Consider the following 17,159-nt stretch of genomic DNA (forward strand, 5'->3'; position numbering starts at 1 on the left):
GCCCGAACTGGGCCGGATCGCATGTCCCGCTCTATTGACCGCCGGGCGGCATGACGGGCTGCGGCCGCCGTCGATCATCGAGCCGATGGCGAAGCAGGTTCCCGGTGGGCAATTCCTGGCGTTGAACAGTGGACATTTCGCGCCGGTGCAGACTCCGGCGCTGGTGGCGCAGGCGATGCATGCGTATCTGCACGCAGTGGGGCTTGATCGCCAGGATTTCGGCGGCCGGATTCTGGCGGCTGATTTGATGGCGGCTGGATTCTGGCGCCTGGTTCATGATTTGGTTAGGCTTGCGGGGCGCGTTGCAGGTTGCGCGGCCTGATCGTGCGGCACAATCCAGAGGGGGTGGTCCATGCCTACGAAGTCGATGCATTCGGTTTGGCGCGGCGGGCTGTTGGCGGCGGGGGTGTTCGGATTTGCCTTGACCGGGGCGGCGATTGGGGCGCGGGCCCAGATCCGCATCGCCGTGGCGGGTCCGATGACCGGGGAATACGCCGTGTTCGGACAGCAGATGAAGACCGGGGCGCAACAGGCGGTGGCCGACATCAACAAGGCGGGCGGGGTGCTGGGTCAGCAGCTTGGGCTGGAGGTCGGCGACGATGCCTGCGATCCGAAGCAGGCGGTATCGGTTGCCAACCAGTTTGCGTCGAAGGGGGTCAAGCTGGTGGCTGGGCATTACTGCTCCGGCAGTTCGATCCCGGCGAGCAAGGTCTATTCCGAGGAGGGCATCCTGCAGATCTCGCCGGCTTCGACCAACCTGAAATACACCGATGAGGGAAGCTGGAACACGTTCCGTGTGTGCGGCCGCGACGATGCCCAGGGCAAGGTGGCCGGCAACTTCCTGGCAAAGCATTTCAAGGACGAGAAGATCGCGATCCTGAACGACAACTCGGCGTACGGCAAAGGCCTGGCGGACGAGACGCAAAAGGCGCTGCACGCGGCCGGCGGTCAGGAGGTGCTGGCGGCGGCCTACACGCCGGGCGAGAAGGACTACTCGTCACTTGTGAGCCGGCTGAAGCAGGCGGGTGTGACGGTGATCTATGTCGGCGGCTATCATACCGAGGCCGGTCTGATCATCCGCCAGGCGAAGGAGCAGGGCATGAAGGCCACGCTGGTCGGCGGCGATGCTCTGGTGACCACCGAGTTCTGGCAGATCGCCGGTGACGCCGGGGCCGGCACGTTGATGACGTTTCCGCCCGACCCGCGGCTGATGAAGACGGCGGCGGACGTGGTGAAGGAGTTCAAGGCGAAGAACGTCGATCCCGAGGGATACGTGCTTTACACCTATGCGGCGATCCAGGTGTGGGCCGACGCGGCGAAGAAGATCGGCAGCACGGATCCGAAAAAGGTCGCCGCGGCTTTGAAGGCGTCGGGCAACTGGCCGACGGTGCTGGGGCCGATCAGTTTCAACAGCAAAGGTGACACGACGGGCGGTGGCTACGTGTTCTACGTCTGGAAGAACGGGTCGTACGCCGAGATGTAGCGCGGTGGATGGCGATGGGGCGGCGGCCGGATCAATCCAGGCCGGCCACCTTGTGGTAGCCGCGGCCGTAGTAGATCAGGCCTTCGTGGGCCGATCCGGTGCGCACGGCCTCGACCAGGCAGAAGAACACGTCGTGGGTGCCGACCTCGACCACCTGGGTGATGCGGCAGTCGAACACCACCACGGCCTGGTCGAGCACCGGGGCGCCGGTCTCCAGGGTCTGCCAGGCGTAGCCGTCGAAGCGTTCGTTCATGGTGTGCTGGGTCAGCCCGGCGAACACCGGTGACAGGCCTTCCTGGGCCGGGGTCAGCGTGTTGACGCAGAGCACGCCGTTCTGTTTCATCGCCGGATAGGAATCGTTGGTTCGGTTGGCGCAGACCAGCAGGGTGGGCGGTGTGTCGGTGACGCTGGTGACGGCGCTGGCGGTGAACCCGGCCCGGCCGCCCGCGCCATCGGTGGTGATGACGTTCACCGCGGCGCCCAGACGGGCCATGGCCTCACGATAGGCTTGCTTCTCCACCGGCACCTTAGGCGTCCTCCGCTGCAATGCGGTGAGTATGCAGCACGTTCGCGGCAGTGGCCAGACGAGGCCGGGGCGCAGAGTGTCTGGGGTGCAGAGCGTTGTGGAACTGCCGAACCCAGCCGATTAAACGATGGCCATACGGTTGGGGGCGTCGAGTCGGACGATGGCGAACGAATCGGTGGCTGAAACGATGGGCGCCTCGGGCGGAAGGGTCGTCCGCGGGGGCGCGCTGCTGGCCGACCGGTGCAGCGAGCGGCACGGTTGATGCGGCTGCCGGCCGCCCTGGTGCCGTTGCGCAATGGCACCTTCCGCCATCTGTGGATCGCCAGCGTGGTCGGCTGGCTGGGGACCTGGCTGCAGAACACCGGCGCCGGCTGGTTGATGACGTCGCTGGCGCCGGAGCCGTTCATCGTGGCGATGGTTCAGGCCGCGACCATCATGCCGGTGTTCCTGCTGGCGCTGCCGGGCGGTGCGCTGGCCGACATCGTCGATCGCCGGGTGTTCCTGCTGGCGGCGCAGACCTGGACGATCCTGGCGGCGAGCCTGCTGGCGGTCCTGACGCTGTGTCACCTGATGACTGCGGTCTGGCTGCTGGTGCTGACCTTCGCGATCGGCATCGGGTCGGCGCTGACGGGTCCGGCGTGGAGCGCGATCGTGCCGGAACTGGTGCCGCGCGAGGACATGGTGCAGGCGATCGCGCTGAACGGCATCGGCTACAACCTGACCCGAGCGGTGGGGCCGGCGATTGCGGGTTTCCTGATTTTGCTGGGCGGCTCCAGCCTGGCGTTTTCGATGTATGCGGTGTCGATCCTGGCGGTAATCCAGGCACTGTTCGTGTGGCGGCGGAACCGCCGGTTCACCGGGTTGCCGCGGGAGCATCTGGTCTCGGCGATGCGGGCGGGGATGCGCTTCGTGCGCAACACGCCGGCGGTGCAGGCGGCGATGATCCGCACTGCCTCATATTCGATCCCGGCGTCGGCCCCGTGGGCGCTGCTGCCGCTTTATGTGCGGCACGACCTGGGGCTGGGCCCTGGGATGTATGGCTTGATCCTGGGCATGATGGGGGTCGGCGGGGTGACCTCGGGCATGCTGCTGCCGGTGGTGCGGGCCAAAGTGTCGCGTGGAGCCACGGTGGTGGGCTGCACGCTGCTGTCGTGCGTCGGAATGGCGGTGATAGGGGCGGAGCGGCACTGGATACCGGCGTGCTTGGGGATGTTGCTGTTCGGCCTGGGATGGACCTCGGCTTTCGCCACGATCCAGGCGGCGGCGCAGTTGGTTTGTCCGCCCTGGGTGCGGGCTCGGGCGCTGTCGATCTACCAGTTGGCGCAGAACGGCGCGCTGACCCTGGGCTCGGTCGGCTGGGGGATATTGCGCGGCGAGGTGGGAATCGCGCGCACCTTCCTGACCGCTTCGGTGGTCGGCGTGGTGCTGATGCTGATCGTGCGCGGCTTCAGCATCGAGGCGCTGGTGCGCGCGGTTTCGCCGGCGGCCGAGCAGGCGGCGCTGATGCCGGAGGCGCCGGCGGCGGAGTTTGTGCCGATGCTGCGGAGCTCGCGCGGCCGGATCATGGAAGTGGCGTATTATCGGGTGGAACAGGCGCGGCGGCTCGAGTTTCTGACGTTGATGGGCGAATTGCGTCACGTCCGCGGCCGCGCCGGAGCGGTGTTCTGGCAGGTGTATGGCGATGTTGCCCATCCGGAGGGCTGGGTCGAGGTGTGGTCGATGGAAAGCTGGACCGAACACCTGCGCGAGGCGATCCGTCTTTCCGACGACGATAAGAAATTGCTTGCCTCGGTTGCGGGATTTCAGCGCCAGGCGCAGCGGCCGTCGCGTTTTTTGGCGATCGAGCCGAACGCCTACCTGGTGGCGCACCGCGACCCTGCGATGGGGCAGACCAATCGGCCGATGGGTACACAATAGTATCAACGTCGTGATTTAGGGTTACCGAAATAACAGGAGTTATGAAGACAACCCGGCCTGGGGGTACTTCGTTGGCTTTATGCAGGGTTGGACGGTCTGCGACGCGCCCTGCGTGAAACCGCGATGAGGGAACACGATGGCTGCATCCCAACACACCGGTAATCCGGGGAATTTTGCCGAGGATCGCGCGAAAGCCGCTCGTGCCGGCCATATTGGCGGCCAACACAGTTCGGGTAACTTCGCCAACGATCGAGAGCGTGCCGCTCGGGCGGGCCGCAAGGGCGGTCAGATGAGCCACGGTCGGCCGCGCGGTAGCGACGCCGCCGGAACCGCGGGCGATGAGGCTGAGCGTGGTTCGGGAAGCGCTGCCGAGGTTCGGGAGGCAACGTCCGAGACAGGTCATGCGGGCGGCTCGCCCTGACTCGTTGCAAAACGCTGGACTTTTGGGAAAGGTGGATGAGATGAGCGGTCAAGCAGGCAGTGCCGGCGCGCTGCGGGAGCTGAGGGCGACGTTCGCCAGTCCCGATCAGATGCAGGATGCGGTCAGCAAACTGTCGATGTCGGGGTTCGACAGGGCTGACCTGAGCCTGCCGTCACCGGGGTTGCTGGACGGCACCGAGACACCAGAGTCGGGGACCAAGGCGGCGTCCACCGGATCGGACGCGCAGCAGGCCCGCACCTTGGGCGCCAGCTTGGCGGGGACGGCCGCGGCGCTGGCGGCGGCTGGCGTCACTGTGGCTACGGGCGGGGCGGCGGCGCCGGCGGTGGCGGCGGCGGTGGTTGCCGGCGGTGCGGCCGGCGGGTCGGTTTTCGCGGTGCATGGCGCGGCCAACAAGAAGGAGCAGGCCGAACGGGACACAAAAGCGGCGAGCGGGGACCTGGTGCTCGCCGTGCGCGCCGCCACCGATGCGAAGCGAGCCGAAGCGGAAGCCATTCTGCGTGCCGCGGGGGCGACCGGCATCGAGGTGGCCGCCTGACCACCCAGGACTGATCGGCCGTCTCAGGCGGGCGCGGTCTGATCCTCGCGGATCATGGTGGCGCCTTTCTCGCCTATCATGATCGTTGGGGCGTTGGTATTGCCGGTGGTCAGGGTCGGCATGATCGAGGCGTCGATGACGCGCAGCCCGGCCAGGCCGCGGACCCGAAGCCGGGAGTCCACCACGGCGGCGGGTCCGTCGCCCATGCGGCAGGTTCCCACCGGATGGTAGATCGTGGTGCCGTAGCGCCTGGCGTAGTCGAGCAGCGCGTCGTCGGTGCCGATGTCGGGTCCCGGTAGCGTTTCCACGGTGCTGTAGCGGGCGATCGCCGGAGCGGCGAAGATTGTTCGGGTGAACTGTATGCCGGCCTTCAGGACCTGGAAATCAGCGGGGTCTGACAGGTAGTTTGGCGTGATGACGGGTTTTTCCGTGGCATCGGGGCTGCGCGCCATGATCGTGCCGCGACTGTCGGGGCGAACCGGGCAGACTGCGACGGTCATGCCATCCTGGCGCTCCAGGGTGCCGAACTTGGTCGGATCGTAGCTTGCCGGTGTGAACAGAAGTTGTAGGTCTGGACTGGCTTTTTCCGACGCCGAGCGGCAGAACACCTGGGCTGTGGTGATGCCGAAGGTCAGCGCGCCGCGGCCTTGGACGGCGAATCGTGCCACCTCGCGCGCCAGCCTGACGCCGCGGGCCAGCTTGTTGATCGAGATCGAGCCGGTGACCCGATGCGAGATTCGGGCGACGTAATGATCCTGCAGGTTGGCGCCGACGCCGGGCAGGTCGTGCACCGCCGGGACGCCGATCGATTGCAGGTGCTGGGCGGGTCCGACGCCGGACACCTGCAGCAGATGCGGTGAGTTGACGGTGCCCCCGCTGAGGATGACTTCCTTGTTGGCGCGCGCCTCGATGGTCTGGCCGCGCTGGCGAAAGGCCACGCCGACACAGCGCTTGCCCTCGAATAGCAGTTTCGTTGCGACAGCGTCGGTTTCGACCTGGAGGTTGGAGCGGCCGCCGGCCTGTTTCAGGAAGGTCTGGGCGGTCGAGCCGCGCCACTTTCCCTTGCGGGTCATCTGTGAGTAGCCGACGCCTTCCTGCTGGCGTCCGTTGAGGTCGTTGCTGAAACGGTAGCCGGCCTGCTGGGCGGCCTCGATGAAGTGGTGGGTCAGCGGCAGGATGGTGCGGTAGTCCTCGACTTTTAGCGGGCCGTCCTTGCCGCGGTAGTCCGGGTCGTTGCCTTGCTTGTAGTCCTCGGACTTGCGGAAGTAGGGCAGCACGTCGTCGAAACTCCAGCCGCGGCAGCCCATCTGCGCCCAGCCGTCGAAGTCGGCCGGGTTGCCGCGGACGTAGAGCATGCCGTTGATCGAGCTGGATCCGCCCAGCGTCTTGCCGCGTGGCCAGTGGATCGGGCGTCCGCCGCTGCCTGCGCCGGCCTCGGCGCTGTAGTTCCAGTTGACCACGGGGTGATGCAGCAACTTCAGGGTGCCGGCGGGGATGTGGATCCACAGCAGCGAGTCCTTTGGTCCGGCTTCCAGCAGGATCACCTTGGCGCCGGTTTCGCTCAGGCGGGCGGCGACGACGCAGCCGGCGGAGCCGGCACCGACGATGATGTAATCAGCTTGCATCCGATGGGTCCTGGTTCGATGACAGCGGGGTCAGGCGGTGGCGGTGATGTCCTGCCACAGCCGACGTGCTTCGCCGCCCGGGTCGTTCTCTATCCGGCACGTCTTGTCCAGGATCAGGGTGGCTCGGGTGTGGGCGTCATAGGCGGGCCACGCGGGGATGGCGGTGTGGTCGGGGTGGCCGTTGCGGGCGAAGGCGGCCCAGACCGAGGACATGGTGTCGGCCAGATGCTGGGCATCGGGGCTGCTGCCGGTGGCGTTGGTCAGGTCGAGCGTATTGAAGGCGAACGGCACGTCCATTGCGTGCGGCGCCTTCAGCTTGCCGCCCAGCACCGGGGTTTGCCACTCGAACGAATACATCCACACCGGGGCGCGGTTCAGGGCTGCTCGGCGTTGTGCCAGCACCAGCGAGCGGATGCGGAAGTTGCAGTCCGTGGTGGCCGCGATCAGGCGTTCGGCGGGGTTCAGGTCGGGATACAGTTGTCCATACAATTCGATGACGCGGCCGGTGTAGGGGCCGGCGATCGGTTCGATCCGCTGGCGCAGCGCGTCCTCGGTCAGGGTGCGATCCCAGACCGCATCGACGACGGCGAGGAAGTTGGCGGTCTCGTGCTTCATGTCGCCGATGATGAGGGGGATATCGGCACAGATGTCGGAGGCCGCCGGGTCGAACGGTTGGGCCGGCAGGATGTCGCCGTCGACCACCGGTCCGAACGGATAGCGATCGAACAGCGCCGTCGGGGACGGGCCCAAGGCCTTGGTCGCCGGGTCCACGGCGGCCAGCAGGTCGGCGACCGGCACCGCCTGCAGCGCCTCGATCGTCGCCGCGGCGGCCCCGAGGTGCTGGCGCACGCACTCGGTCAGTGCCAGCGCGCGATCGCGGGTCCGCAGGCGCACCGCCGCGCCGCTTTGAATGATCGCTCGGTGGAACAGACCTTTTGCCCGTGGCATCGACAGCAGCGTGCTGACCTTGGCGCCCCCGCCTGATTCGCCGAAGATCGTTACGTTGCCGGGATCGCCGCCGAAGCCGCTGATATTGTCCCGCACCCATTGCAGCGACGCCACCATATCGAGGGTACCGGCGTTGCCGGACAGGCGGAACGGGTCGCCGCCGAAAGCCGACAGATCGAGGTGGCCGAAAATGTTCAGCCGCTGGTTGACGGTGACCACCACGACGTCGTTGCGCGCGGCCAGGCGGGTGCCGTGGGTGCGCGGGGAGTTGGCGTTGCCGTAGGCGAAGGCGCCGCCATGGAACCACACCATGACCGGGCGTTTCGCCGTCGGATCGCAGCCTTGGGTCCAGATGTTGAGCGTCAGGCAATCCTCGGTCTCGGGCGAGGGATCGGCGGCGCCGGAAAAGTTTTCCAGTTCGGGGCGGGTGGCGGGACGCAGGCCATTCTGCGGCGCCTTGCCGGTGAAGTCGGAGCAATCGCGGATGCCAGCCCAGGGGGCGGGCGGGCGCGGCGGCAGGAAGCGGTTGGCACCGGCCGTGGAGGCGGCGTAGGGGATGGTCTTGAACGCCACGACATCCTCGGCCACGGTGCCCGCCACCTTGCCGGACGCGGTTTCGACCACGTTGTTCATTCGCCATCCTCCGTCGGTTCCGAGGTAGTTTGCCGGAGGAAGCGGATCGAAGGAAAGGGGCCGGGCGGCAAAGCGAACATTGCGCGAGAATCGACCAGGTGGCGTAGGATGGCGGCAGTCAGCGAGCGAGACGGATGATCAAGCACCCGGACAAGTATCACGACTTTGAGGACCCGCAGGCGCAGCCGCGTTATACCGGCATCGCGACGTTTTTCCGGACGCCGGTGGCGCAGCAACTGGACCAGGTAGATATCGGCGTCATCGGGGTGCCGTTCGACGGGGGGGTGACCAATCGGTCGGGAACGCGGCACGGTCCGCGGGCGGTGCGCGAGCAGTCGACGTTGCTGCGGCGGATCAACTCGGTGACGCGGATCGAGCCGTTTGCGGCGGCGCGGGTGCGCGACCTTGGGGATTGCTGGATCGAGCAGCCGTATGAGTTACAGGGGGCGTTGCGCGAGATCGAAACGTTCTACCGCGGCGTGACCGGGGCCGGCATCGTGCCCTTATCGGTCGGCGGCGATCACGCCATCAGCCTGCCGATCCTGCGGGCGGTCGCGGCACATGGTCCGGTGGGGATGGTTCATATCGATGCTCATTGCGATACCGGTGACGACTATATGGGGTCGCGTTTCCACCACGGCGCGCCGTTCCGCCGAGCGGTGGAGGAAGGCCTGCTGGACCCGAAGCGGGTGATCCAGATCGGCATCCGCGGCACCACCAACGACCCCGACATGTGGGGTTTCAGCCAGCGCAGCGGGATGCGGGTGCTGCCGATGGAGGAGTTCGACGACAACGGCTGGCGCCATGCCGCCGCGGAGGCGCGTCGCGTCGCCGGAGGCGGCCCGACCTACCTGAGTTTCGATATCGACAGCCTCGACCCCTCTGAGGCGCCGGGAACCGGGACGCCCGAGGCGGGTGGGATAACCGCGTTGCAGGCGCTGCGTCTGCTGCGGGCGTTGCGCGGCATCGATTTTGTCGGCGGCGACCTGGTCGAGGTCTCGCCGCCCTTCGATGTCGGTTCGCTGACTGCGTTCAACGGCGCGTCGGTGCTGTTCGAAATTTTGTGCCTGCTTGCCGAGGCTTTGGGGGTTCGGCGGGGCGCTCGGCCGGCGTGACGTCAAGCTAGCAAGGTGGTGCGAAACCGTCGGGGCAGATCACCGTGGAGCCGGGCGGCACGACGATAGTGGTGCCGGGGCGCGGGGCGGAACTCTGCGTGTAGCTGATGCAGCCGGGCAGGCCGAGCGGCAGGAGCGCGACCAGAAGAAGCTTCTTCATGTGATGGGACCTTTTGCGTCGGTTGACGGAATGATCTTGAGTGCGACACCTGCAGCGTTCGTTCTGGGGTCATGGCCCGATTCAACACGAAGACACAATGGCACGAAGTTTCGGGGAGTATCATTTAGGGGATGGGATCTACCGCCGGGATCGACGATCGCATCCAGGCTGAGATGCATGTCTGAGATGCATGTTCGATGTCCGTCGGCCCCGCTTGCGTGATTGCACAATGCCCGCGCTTCGCGGGTTCAGATGCGATCTACCCGCGGCGCGCGCATGCTGGCGAGCAGTGCCGGGATGAATACCAGGCTGGCCAGCAAGGTGCAGCCGAGGCTGATCAGCAGCAGCTTCCCCATGCTGGCGGTGCCCGGATGGCCCGATAGCGCCAGCGAGCCGAACGCGGTGCCGGTGGTCAGCGCGGAAAACACGATGGCTCGGGCGGTCGCGCTGCCCAGCGGTCGCTGCTGGCCGGCGCGCCAGTTCATCACGAAGTAGATGTTGAATGAGACGCCGACTCCGAGCAGCAGCGGCAGGGCGATGATGTTGGCGAAGTTGAGCGGCATCGGCAGCAGCACGGTAATCAGCAGCGTCAGCAGCGCCGACATCAGCAGCGGAGCCATCACCAGGGCGGCATCCAGCAAGCGGCGCAGCAGGCCGAACAGGATGACGGCGATGGCGATCACCGCATAGACCGCGGCTTGGCGAAACGCACCGACGATGGTGTCGGCGGTGTCGGCGATGGTGACCGCCGATCCGCCGGCATCGGGCGCCACCGCCGACACCTGATGGACGAAGGTCTTCAGGCCTTGCGGGCTTTGCGTCTCGGGCGTCGGATTGACCTGCACCCTGGCGCGGCCGTCCGGCAGCACCCAGTCGCGGGCGAAGTCGGCGGGGATCGAGGCCAGGGTTATCGGTTCGGCGGTCAAAGCCAGTCTGAGATGGGCAAGCTGTGCCGGCAGGAAGCGGGTCAGCGCGGCGTTGGTCGCCATCAGCACGTCATCCGGCGCGGTCTGCAAACGTTGCAGATCGCCGGCCACCAGAGCCAGGGGGTGATCCTTCGGCAGTTTGGCCAGCGCCGGATCGATCTGTGCCAAGGCTGCCTTGGCCGCCATTCTGATGTCTTGCGCGGTGACCGGGGTGGCCGAACCATGCGGCGCCAGGGTGGGTGCGAGGATGGTGTTGGCGTCGGCGATCACCGCCAGCTTCTGTGGCTGATCGGGCGGCACGAAACTGTTGATGCTGATCACCCCCGCCACGGTCGACAGTGTCTTGATTTTGTCGGCGATGGTGGCTGCGGCCTGGGCGTTGGGTGCTAGTACGTCGATGGTGTACGGATTGGTCACCGGATTGTTGACCAGGTCGCGCAGGGTGCGCATCGCCTCGGTGTTGGGGTTCTTGGTATCGAGCGGATCGGAATCGAACCTGAGCCCCGGCGAGACGGCGACCGCGGCGATCGCCAGCAGGCAGAACGTCAGCAGGATGATCCGCCGCCGCCGCACGATGATGGGTTCGATCCGGGCGGCGAAGGTGAATCCGACCTCGGCGGCCTCACCGCGTGGGCGGAACAGGGTGATGGCGGCTGGCAGGAAGCCCAGGGTGCAGATGAAGGCGATGACCATGCCGGCGCCGGCGATCAGGCCCAGTTCGGCGACGCCTGAGAACGCCGTCGGCACGAACGCCAGGAAGCCGGCGGCGGTAGCAAGGGCGGCGATCAGGATCTGCACGCCGACGCGGCGGGCGGTCTCGGTCATGGCGGCGGCGGAGTCGGCGGTCTCGAAGCGGAATTCGCGGTATCGCACGGAGAACTGGATGGCGAAGTCGACGGCGATGCCGACGAACAGGACGCCGAACCCGACCGAGACCAGGTTCAGCGTGCCGACCGCTAGGGCGGCGAACAGCACCGTCAGCATCAGTCCCAGCAGCAGGGTCATCAGGATCGGCACGATCAGGCGCCAGGTGTGCACGGCCAGGAACAGCCAGAGTGTGATCAGGATCAGGCTGCCGATCAGGCCCTCGACGGCGCCTTGTGCGACGGTGGCGAATTCCTCGTCGGCCAGCGCCACCTGGCCGGTGATGCGGACGCGGGCGTCGCCGGATTTCACGTAGGGCAGATCGGCGATGATGGCGCGCATGGCGTTGGTCGCCGCACCGCCTGGCTCGAGCGCGCCGAAATCCTGGTGCGGCTGGACGAGCACGAAATGGTATGGGCCGGCGAGTTCACTGAGGCCGCCGCCGAGCAGGTTTTGCCAGGACAACGGCTTCGGGTGGCCGGCCAGCGCATCGGCCATCGCCTGATGGAAGCCCTTGATCGGAGCCAGGAAGGGCGACAGGTCGGCGTCTGCCTGGGTGACGCCCATGCCGAGCAGGGAGAGGGCAGAAAACAGGCCGCGGGCGGACGGGTCGGCGACGAGTTGGCCGAGAAACGGCTGTGCGTCGATGGTCTTGTCCATCAGGGCGGACAACTGCTTGGTCTGCAGGAACAGCAGGCCTTCCTTTTGCAGGAACGGGCTGGCGTCGGGGCGGCGCACGGTCAGAAAATGGCCCTTATCGGTGGCCAGCCGGTCAGCCAGTTCGGCGGCGGTGGCGTCGGCTTCCTCGGGGATGCGGGCATCGACGACGGCGACCAGAAGGTTGCGGAACTGCGGGAAGTCGCGGTTCATCTCGGCCGCCTGTCGGCGCCAGGGCAGGGTGTCCTTGAACAACAGATCGGTATCGGTGCTGACGCCGAGATGGGTCCAGGCGATCCAGCCGGCGAAGGCCGCCAGCAACACTCCTGCGCAGACGACAGGAAATGAAAAACGGCGGCTTAAATCGACCAGGCGGACAAGCAGGCGGATCAGCATGCGTAAGGACGGCCCATGGAAAATGGCGGCGGCTTCTGATAGTCGCTCCGATTACGCGGGTCCATCGCGCTGGCGGTAAAACTTGGCGTTTGGCGGTGCCCAATGGACTCAGTCTGATGAACGCGGTCTTGAGCTGAAGCCGCGGTGCCGGTATAGGCCGGGGCTCGCGCGGCCGGTCGGGATCGGGGGCGCCAGCAAGGAAGCTAGAGCATGAAGCCGGGCATTCACCCCGAATACCACGAGATCAAGATCGTGATGACTGACGGGTCGCAGTTCACCACGCGGTCCTGCATGGGCCAGCCGGGCGACACGCTGCGGCTGGACATCGACCCCAAGTCGCACCCGGCCTGGACCGGGGTGCAGCGGATGATGGACACCGGCGGGCAGGTTGCCAAGTTCAACAAGAAATTCGCCGGACTCGGCACCAAAAAGTAACCGCGTCGGCTCGAGGCGTAGCCCCGAATCAGCAGCCTGGGCCCCCGGCGCACGCCGCGCTGGGCGTGGCGAACCTCTTGAACGGACAGGCATTGGTGACCAGCTGTTGTGGGTCGGAAATGCCCATTCGGGGTTTCCGGGCTTGCAGGATAGGCTGGCCCGTTTCGGGCGGCCGCAACTAGTGACCTTGCTTCAGCAGGAGGTTTTCCCATGACTACCGTTGATTTTGCTCCGCTTTTCCGCACCGCGATCGGATTTGATCGGTTGGCTCGGTTGGTGGATACCGCCGCTTCCGGCCAGGACGCGCAGAGTTATCCGCCCTACAACATCGAAAAGACCGGCGACGATTCTTATCGTCTGATCATGGCCGTGGCCGGCTTCCGGCCCGAAGACCTGGATCTTACCGTCAAGGACAACACCCTGGTTGTATCCGGGCGTGTCGCCAATGACGGCCAGAAGTCGGAGATCCTGTATCGCGGCATTGCCGGACGCGCGTTTGAGCGCCGCTTCGTGCTTGCCGACCACATCGTCGTCGAGGGTGCGGATGTACAGCATGGATTGTTGCACGTCGGCCTGAAGCGAGTGGTGCCGGAGGCGCTGAAACCGCGCAAGATCGCCATCGGTAGCGGCGCTCCGGCGGTGCAGACCTCGATCGCCAACGACACCCAGGACGCTTCGAAAGCAGCCTGACCGGTGGTGCGATGATGAACGCGGGGGCCGGGTCCGGCCCCCGTTTTCATGCCGACCCGTTTTTCATGCCGAATCGACTGCACCACAGCCGCTGGGATCGCGGCAGGCGGCCCAGGGCGGTGAAGTCAGGGGCGCTTGAAAAATGCGTCGGCGGCGCTGCGGTGGGTATTCTTGCGGCCGATGTCGGCCTCGACCCTGGCGATCTCGGTTCTTAACTCCTCGATATAACTGCGCAGTTCGTCGATGCCGAGGCTGTCGAGCAACAGCGGGTCCAGCCGGCGGCGTTTCGTCAGGGGGTCGTCTTCTTCCCGGGCCATTTGGTTGTTCCTTCGGCGATATCAGGCGACTTGGCGTCGCAGCCATGCGTGCCGGAGAGATCATAATACCGCCAAAGTCGCTTGACCCACCCCCCTTGCCTTGTCATATCCGGCACTCGGCCGCGGCCATGAGTTGTCGTCTTGTGTGGGCATCTGCGCTGCGTGGCCTGCAATCGACAACGTCTGAACGAAGACGACCTTTGGCCCTGAGAGTGTGAAATGCCATGACCCTTCCGCTGATGCCAAAAGCCACCGCCGTGTGGCTGATCGATAAAACCGCCCTCACGTTCACGCAGATTGCGGAGTTCTGCGGCATGCACCCGCTCGAGGTGCAGGCTATCGCCGATGGCGAGGTCGCCCAGGGGATCGTCGGCTACGACCCGGTTGCCAACATGCAGACCACGTTGGAGAACATTCGCCAGTGCGAGGCTGATCCGAACGCCCGGCTGAAGCTGATTGCCAACGCCCTGCCGATGCCCAAGCGGTTGCGTGGGTCGCGCTATACGCCGGTTGCCAAGCGCAATGACCGTCCGGATGCGATCGCCTTCGTGCTGCGCAATTTTCCTCAGCTTTCGGAAGCCCAGGTCGGCAAATTGCTGGGCACGACCAAGGACACGATCCAGAAAGTGCGGGAACGCACGCACTGGAACAGCGCCAACATCAAGCCGCGCGATCCTATCATCCTTGGGTTGTGCAGTCAGACAGATTTGAATGCGGCGGTGGCTCAGGCCAACGACCGCCTGCAGCGGGAAGGACGGACGGTGCCGGTGCCGCCGCCGCCGGAGGCGGACGAGGCCGCCTGACCGGCTTGGCGGGGCAAGCTGAACGGTGTCCGTTCAGTCGGCTTGGGTTCGCAGCCTTTCCATTTCATCTTTCAGGCGCAGCTTTTCGAGTTTAAGTCGCATGAGGGCTTCCGTATCGGGTTGCGGACGATGGTCCTCGTCGAAAATTCGCGTTTCGAGCGATGCGTGCCGTTCCTTCAGCGCGTCGAGACGGGTATTCAGGCTCATGGACTGGGTACCTCCGCGTTTAACCGGTGGGCTGCCAGCGGGCACCGCAGTGACCGCGGCGGGTCAGCGTAACGCATTTGCAAACGATCTGGCCAGCTACAACTTTGCCCCAGATTCGAACGTTTATTTCTATCGTAGGTTGTGGTCATGCTGAACGATAGGGATTCGCTGCTGCGCAAGCTGCACGGGTTGCGCAGCGAGCATCGGGATTTGGACACCGTCATCGCGCGCCTCGCTGACCAGGGCGCATCGGATCAATTGCATCTGCAGCGTCTGAAAAAACGCAAGCTGATGCTACGCGATGAGATCGCCTGGCTGGAAAGCCGGCTGATCCCGGACAGTATTGCCTGAGATGGCGGCGGGGCAGGCCGCTTTGGTCGGGATCATCATGGGCAGCCAGTCGGACTGGCCGGTGCTGATGCATACGGCCGAAATGTTGGTTCGGCTGGGCGTGCCTCATGAGGTGAAGATCGTCTCGGCGCATCGGACTCCGGATCGGCTGCGCCGCTATGCGACGACGGCTCGGGATCGCGGGTTGAAGGTCATCATCGCCGGGGCGGGGGGTGCGGCGCATCTGCCGGGGATGTGTGCCGCGTGGACGCCGCTGCCGGTGCTGGGTGTGCCGGTTGAGGGGTCGGCGCTGGGCGGCATGGACAGCCTGCTGTCGATAGTTCAGATGCCGGCGGGAGTCCCGGTTGCCACCCTGGCGATCGGCCGGGCTGGCGCGGTGAACGCGGCGCTGATGGCGGCGGCGATTCTGGCTATTAGCGATGTCCGGGTTGCGGCCCGACTGGATGCGCTGCGGGCCGAGCAGACCGGGGCGGTGCCGGATGCTCCGGATGCGACGTCTGCGCGGCGGGAGCGCGCGGATCGGTCATGACACGGTTTCCGCTGCCGCCGAATGCGACCATCGGTCTGGTTGGGGGCGGCCAGCTTGGCCGGATGTCGGCGCTGGCCGCGGCGCGACTCGGGTACCGCTGCCACATCCTGACGCGGGAGACCGACAGTCCGGCGGCGCAGGTGTCGCACGGGGTTACGATCAGTGACTATAGCGATCCGGTCTCGTTGCGTGCGTTCGCCGATGGGGTGGACGTGATCAGCTTCGAATTCGAGAACGTCAGCGCGGAGGGGCTGGACCTGCTGGCCTCGATCAGGCCGGTGCGGCCGTCGCCCTCGGTATTGCGGATCAGCCAGGACCGGGTGGAGGAGAAGACTTTTCTGAATGGCGCCGGCGTGGCGACGGCGCCTTGGGCGCGGGTCGAGTCCAGGGGGGAGCTTGACGAAGCGGTGCGGCGGCTTGGGCTTCCGGCGGTGTTGAAGACCACCCGGCTGGGTTATGACGGCAAGGGGCAGGCGACGCTGCGTGCGGTGGAGGACCTGGACGGTGCGTGGGATCGGCTGGACCCGAAACCGCTTGTGCTGGAGGGGTTTGTCGACTTCGCGCAGGAGATCAGCGTGGTGGTGGCGCGCGGTGAGGATGGTGACTTGTCGTGCTTCGATACGGTGGAGAATCGCCATCGCGATCACATTCTTGATCTGACGCTGGCGCCGGCGCGGATTTCGCAGGCGGCGGACCAGGCGGCGCGGGCGATCGGCTGTCGTGTCGCGGAGGCGCTAGACGTGGTTGGGCTGCTGGCGGTGGAGATGTTTATCGACAGCGGCGGCAACGTGCTGGTGAACGAGATTGCGCCTCGGCCGCACAACTCCGGGCACTGGACGATCGATGCCTGTCCGGCGAGCCAGTTCGAGTTGCACATCAGAGCGATCGCCGGGCTGGCGCTGCCGCCGGCGACGCGGCACTCGGATGCGGTGATGAAGAACCTGATCGGGCCCGAGGGGATGGCGCTGTGGCCGGCCGCGCTGGCGGAGCCGGGTTTGATCCCGCATCTGTATGGCAAGGCGGCGGCGCTGCCTGGGCGGAAGATGGGGCATGTGACGCGGTTATTCCCACGTGGCGGGCTGCCGGGGGATTTCGGGGTGGATGCGGCGCTGGCCGTACTGGGTGGCTGAGGTCGATCGGTGCCTTGCTTCCGCCGCGTTCGGGGGCTATAGGCGCGGCTTCGGCCGGAGTGTAGCTCAGCCTGGTAGAGCACTGTGTTCGGGACGCAGGGGCCGGAGGTTCGAATCCTCTCACTCCGACCAGACGCCACTTCGTTTGAAGTATTCAGACCGGTTGTTTCAGCCGACTGCGGCGTATGGCTCGATCGCTTCGTCGTCCATCGTGGCCTGGGCGGTTTTCAATTCATAGATCGACTGCAGGTTCATCCAGTATTGCGCTGATGTGCCGAACACACGACCGAGCCGGATCGCCATTTGTGCGGTGATCGCCCGGTCACCGTTGACGATTTCGGTAATCGCGTTGTGCGGCACGTGGATACGGGTGGCGAATTTTCGGGCGCTGGTGGCGAGGGCTTCAAGTTCATCCTTTAGGAAGACGCCGGGATGGATCGGCGGAAGATTGTCGGTTGGACTGGTCATCG

20 protein-coding genes and 1 tRNA gene are annotated in these 17,159 nt (G+C 66.0%); 13 read left to right on the forward strand and 8 right to left on the reverse strand.

Features of this window, described 5'->3' with window-relative positions:
* Positions 1–85: 85 nt before the first annotated feature.
* Both ACQY4T_RS09625 and ACQY4T_RS09630 read left to right on the forward strand, forming a co-directional pair.
* Positions 86–322: a hypothetical protein gene (locus tag ACQY4T_RS09625; protein WP_428540749.1), complete on the forward strand. Its 237-nt coding sequence runs from the start codon at positions 86–88 to the stop codon at positions 320–322.
* A 30-nt stretch (positions 323–352) separates the two neighbouring features.
* Positions 353–1,483 carry a branched-chain amino acid ABC transporter substrate-binding protein gene (locus ACQY4T_RS09630; protein ID WP_428540752.1) on the forward strand — a complete coding sequence of 377 codons (1,131 nt, stop codon included), beginning with the start codon at positions 353–355 and terminating at the stop codon, positions 1,481–1,483.
* A gap of 31 nt (positions 1,484–1,514) precedes the next feature.
* On the opposite strand, the gene ACQY4T_RS09635 is transcribed toward ACQY4T_RS09630, so the two are convergent.
* A complete protein-coding gene (locus ACQY4T_RS09635; protein WP_428542786.1) occupies positions 1,515–1,976 on the reverse strand; it encodes a flavin reductase in 462 nt (153 codons plus the stop codon).
* Between the two features lie 294 nt (positions 1,977–2,270).
* Here ACQY4T_RS09635 and ACQY4T_RS09640 point away from each other — a divergent pair, with 294 nt between their 5' ends.
* The 3 genes from ACQY4T_RS09640 (at position 2,271) to ACQY4T_RS09650 (ending at position 4,903) form a co-directional block, all read left to right on the forward strand.
* Positions 2,271–3,926 carry an MFS transporter gene (locus tag ACQY4T_RS09640; RefSeq protein WP_428540755.1) on the forward strand — a complete coding sequence of 552 codons (1,656 nt, stop codon included), beginning with the start codon at positions 2,271–2,273 and terminating at the stop codon, positions 3,924–3,926.
* A 136-nt stretch (positions 3,927–4,062) separates the two neighbouring features.
* Positions 4,063–4,347: a general stress protein gene (locus tag ACQY4T_RS09645; RefSeq protein ID WP_428540758.1), complete on the forward strand. Its 285-nt coding sequence runs from the start codon at positions 4,063–4,065 to the stop codon at positions 4,345–4,347.
* Positions 4,348–4,387: 40 nt separating this feature from the next.
* Complete coding sequence (locus ACQY4T_RS09650) at positions 4,388–4,903, forward strand: hypothetical protein (RefSeq protein WP_428540761.1); 516 nt, start codon at positions 4,388–4,390, stop codon at positions 4,901–4,903.
* Positions 4,904–4,926: 23 nt separating this feature from the next.
* On the opposite strand, the gene ACQY4T_RS09655 is transcribed toward ACQY4T_RS09650, so the two are convergent.
* Positions 4,927–6,528, reverse strand: coding sequence for a GMC family oxidoreductase (locus ACQY4T_RS09655; protein WP_428540764.1), 1,602 nt, complete (start codon positions 6,526–6,528; stop codon positions 4,927–4,929).
* Between the two features lie 30 nt (positions 6,529–6,558).
* Positions 6,559–8,109 (reverse strand): carboxylesterase/lipase family protein, encoded by a 1,551-nt coding sequence (locus ACQY4T_RS09660; RefSeq protein WP_428540767.1) that lies wholly within the window; start codon positions 8,107–8,109, stop codon positions 6,559–6,561.
* A 134-nt stretch (positions 8,110–8,243) separates the two neighbouring features.
* Between ACQY4T_RS09660 and speB the strand changes: the two genes are divergently transcribed.
* Positions 8,244–9,224: an agmatinase gene (speB, locus tag ACQY4T_RS09665; protein WP_428540770.1), complete on the forward strand. Its 981-nt coding sequence runs from the start codon at positions 8,244–8,246 to the stop codon at positions 9,222–9,224.
* A 7-nt stretch (positions 9,225–9,231) separates the two neighbouring features.
* Here the strand turns inward: speB and ACQY4T_RS09670 are convergent, their stop codons facing one another.
* The gene (locus ACQY4T_RS09670; protein WP_428540773.1) at positions 9,232–9,384 is read right to left on the reverse strand and encodes a hypothetical protein; all 153 of its coding nucleotides are present in this window, start codon (positions 9,382–9,384) and stop codon (positions 9,232–9,234) included.
* Between the two features lie 248 nt (positions 9,385–9,632).
* Positions 9,633–12,227, reverse strand: a complete 2,595-nt coding sequence (locus tag ACQY4T_RS09675; RefSeq protein ID WP_428540776.1) for an MMPL family transporter — start codon at positions 12,225–12,227, stop codon at positions 9,633–9,635.
* Positions 12,228–12,437: 210 nt separating this feature from the next.
* Here ACQY4T_RS09675 and rpmE point away from each other — a divergent pair, with 210 nt between their 5' ends.
* Together rpmE and ACQY4T_RS09685 are read left to right on the forward strand one after the other, a co-directional pair.
* Positions 12,438–12,662: a 50S ribosomal protein L31 gene (gene rpmE, locus ACQY4T_RS09680; protein ID WP_428540779.1), complete on the forward strand. Its 225-nt coding sequence runs from the start codon at positions 12,438–12,440 to the stop codon at positions 12,660–12,662.
* A 210-nt stretch (positions 12,663–12,872) separates the two neighbouring features.
* Positions 12,873–13,352, forward strand: a complete 480-nt coding sequence (locus ACQY4T_RS09685; RefSeq protein WP_428540782.1) for an Hsp20 family protein — start codon at positions 12,873–12,875, stop codon at positions 13,350–13,352.
* Positions 13,353–13,477: 125 nt separating this feature from the next.
* Here ACQY4T_RS09685 and ACQY4T_RS09690 read toward each other — a convergent pair whose 3' ends face one another.
* On the reverse strand, positions 13,478–13,669 hold the full coding sequence (locus ACQY4T_RS09690; protein ID WP_428540785.1) for a DUF1192 domain-containing protein: 192 nt from the start codon (positions 13,667–13,669) through the stop codon (positions 13,478–13,480).
* 224 nt (positions 13,670–13,893) lie between these two features.
* On the opposite strand from ACQY4T_RS09690, the gene ACQY4T_RS09695 reads away from it, so the two are divergent.
* Positions 13,894–14,472, forward strand: a complete 579-nt coding sequence (locus tag ACQY4T_RS09695) for a DUF1013 domain-containing protein (RefSeq protein WP_428540788.1) — start codon at positions 13,894–13,896, stop codon at positions 14,470–14,472.
* Positions 14,473–14,505: 33 nt separating this feature from the next.
* Here ACQY4T_RS09695 and ACQY4T_RS09700 read toward each other — a convergent pair whose 3' ends face one another.
* Entirely contained in the window at positions 14,506–14,679 is a 174-nt protein-coding gene (locus ACQY4T_RS09700; protein ID WP_428540791.1) for a YdcH family protein, read from the reverse strand.
* 147 nt (positions 14,680–14,826) lie between these two features.
* On the opposite strand from ACQY4T_RS09700, the gene ACQY4T_RS09705 reads away from it, so the two are divergent.
* The 4 genes from ACQY4T_RS09705 (at position 14,827) to ACQY4T_RS09720 (ending at position 16,821) form a co-directional block, all read left to right on the forward strand.
* Positions 14,827–15,030 (forward strand): YdcH family protein, encoded by a 204-nt coding sequence (locus tag ACQY4T_RS09705; RefSeq protein ID WP_428540794.1) that lies wholly within the window; start codon positions 14,827–14,829, stop codon positions 15,028–15,030.
* Position 15,031: 1 nt separating this feature from the next.
* Positions 15,032–15,559 (forward strand): 5-(carboxyamino)imidazole ribonucleotide mutase, encoded by a 528-nt coding sequence (gene purE / locus ACQY4T_RS09710; RefSeq protein WP_428540797.1) that lies wholly within the window; start codon positions 15,032–15,034, stop codon positions 15,557–15,559.
* Positions 15,556–16,689, forward strand: coding sequence for a 5-(carboxyamino)imidazole ribonucleotide synthase (locus ACQY4T_RS09715; protein ID WP_428540800.1), 1,134 nt, complete (start codon positions 15,556–15,558; stop codon positions 16,687–16,689). The genes purE and ACQY4T_RS09715 overlap by 4 nt, the downstream gene beginning before the upstream one ends.
* Positions 16,690–16,744: 55 nt before the next feature.
* Positions 16,745–16,821: transfer RNA gene (locus ACQY4T_RS09720), tRNA-Pro, on the forward strand.
* Between the two features lie 36 nt (positions 16,822–16,857).
* On the opposite strand, the gene ACQY4T_RS09725 is transcribed toward ACQY4T_RS09720, so the two are convergent.
* Positions 16,858–17,157, reverse strand: coding sequence for a HigA family addiction module antitoxin (locus ACQY4T_RS09725; RefSeq protein WP_428540803.1), 300 nt, complete (start codon positions 17,155–17,157; stop codon positions 16,858–16,860).
* Positions 17,158–17,159: the final 2 nt, after the last annotated feature.

The organism is Rhodopila sp. (assembly GCF_965277825.1).
GTDB lineage: Bacteria > Pseudomonadota > Alphaproteobacteria > Acetobacterales > Acetobacteraceae > Rhodopila.

Coding starts and splice junctions, on each gene's coding strand:
- ACQY4T_RS09625 (WP_428540749.1), top strand. CDS start 86: ATGGCGAAGCAGGTTCCCGGTGGGCAATTCCTGGCGTTGAACAGTGGA.
- ACQY4T_RS09630 (WP_428540752.1), top strand. CDS start 353: ATGCCTACGAAGTCGATGCATTCGGTTTGGCGCGGCGGGCTGTTGGCG.
- ACQY4T_RS09635 (WP_428542786.1), bottom strand. CDS start 1,976: ATGGCCCGTCTGGGCGCCGCGGTGAACGTCATCACCACCGATGGCGCG.
- ACQY4T_RS09640 (WP_428540755.1), top strand. CDS start 2,271: ATGCGGCTGCCGGCCGCCCTGGTGCCGTTGCGCAATGGCACCTTCCGC.
- ACQY4T_RS09645 (WP_428540758.1), top strand. CDS start 4,063: ATGGCTGCATCCCAACACACCGGTAATCCGGGGAATTTTGCCGAGGAT.
- ACQY4T_RS09650 (WP_428540761.1), top strand. CDS start 4,388: ATGAGCGGTCAAGCAGGCAGTGCCGGCGCGCTGCGGGAGCTGAGGGCG.
- ACQY4T_RS09655 (WP_428540764.1), bottom strand. CDS start 6,528: ATGCAAGCTGATTACATCATCGTCGGTGCCGGCTCCGCCGGCTGCGTC.
- ACQY4T_RS09660 (WP_428540767.1), bottom strand. CDS start 8,109: ATGAACAACGTGGTCGAAACCGCGTCCGGCAAGGTGGCGGGCACCGTG.
- speB (WP_428540770.1), top strand. CDS start 8,244: ATGATCAAGCACCCGGACAAGTATCACGACTTTGAGGACCCGCAGGCG.
- ACQY4T_RS09670 (WP_428540773.1), bottom strand. CDS start 9,384: ATGAAGAAGCTTCTTCTGGTCGCGCTCCTGCCGCTCGGCCTGCCCGGC.
- ACQY4T_RS09675 (WP_428540776.1), bottom strand. CDS start 12,227: ATGCTGATCCGCCTGCTTGTCCGCCTGGTCGATTTAAGCCGCCGTTTT.
- rpmE (WP_428540779.1), top strand. CDS start 12,438: ATGAAGCCGGGCATTCACCCCGAATACCACGAGATCAAGATCGTGATG.
- ACQY4T_RS09685 (WP_428540782.1), top strand. CDS start 12,873: ATGACTACCGTTGATTTTGCTCCGCTTTTCCGCACCGCGATCGGATTT.
- ACQY4T_RS09690 (WP_428540785.1), bottom strand. CDS start 13,669: ATGGCCCGGGAAGAAGACGACCCCCTGACGAAACGCCGCCGGCTGGAC.
- ACQY4T_RS09695 (WP_428540788.1), top strand. CDS start 13,894: ATGACCCTTCCGCTGATGCCAAAAGCCACCGCCGTGTGGCTGATCGAT.
- ACQY4T_RS09700 (WP_428540791.1), bottom strand. CDS start 14,679: ATGAGCCTGAATACCCGTCTCGACGCGCTGAAGGAACGGCACGCATCG.
- ACQY4T_RS09705 (WP_428540794.1), top strand. CDS start 14,827: ATGCTGAACGATAGGGATTCGCTGCTGCGCAAGCTGCACGGGTTGCGC.
- purE (WP_428540797.1), top strand. CDS start 15,032: ATGGCGGCGGGGCAGGCCGCTTTGGTCGGGATCATCATGGGCAGCCAG.
- ACQY4T_RS09715 (WP_428540800.1), top strand. CDS start 15,556: ATGACACGGTTTCCGCTGCCGCCGAATGCGACCATCGGTCTGGTTGGG.
- ACQY4T_RS09725 (WP_428540803.1), bottom strand. CDS start 17,157: ATGACCAGTCCAACCGACAATCTTCCGCCGATCCATCCCGGCGTCTTC.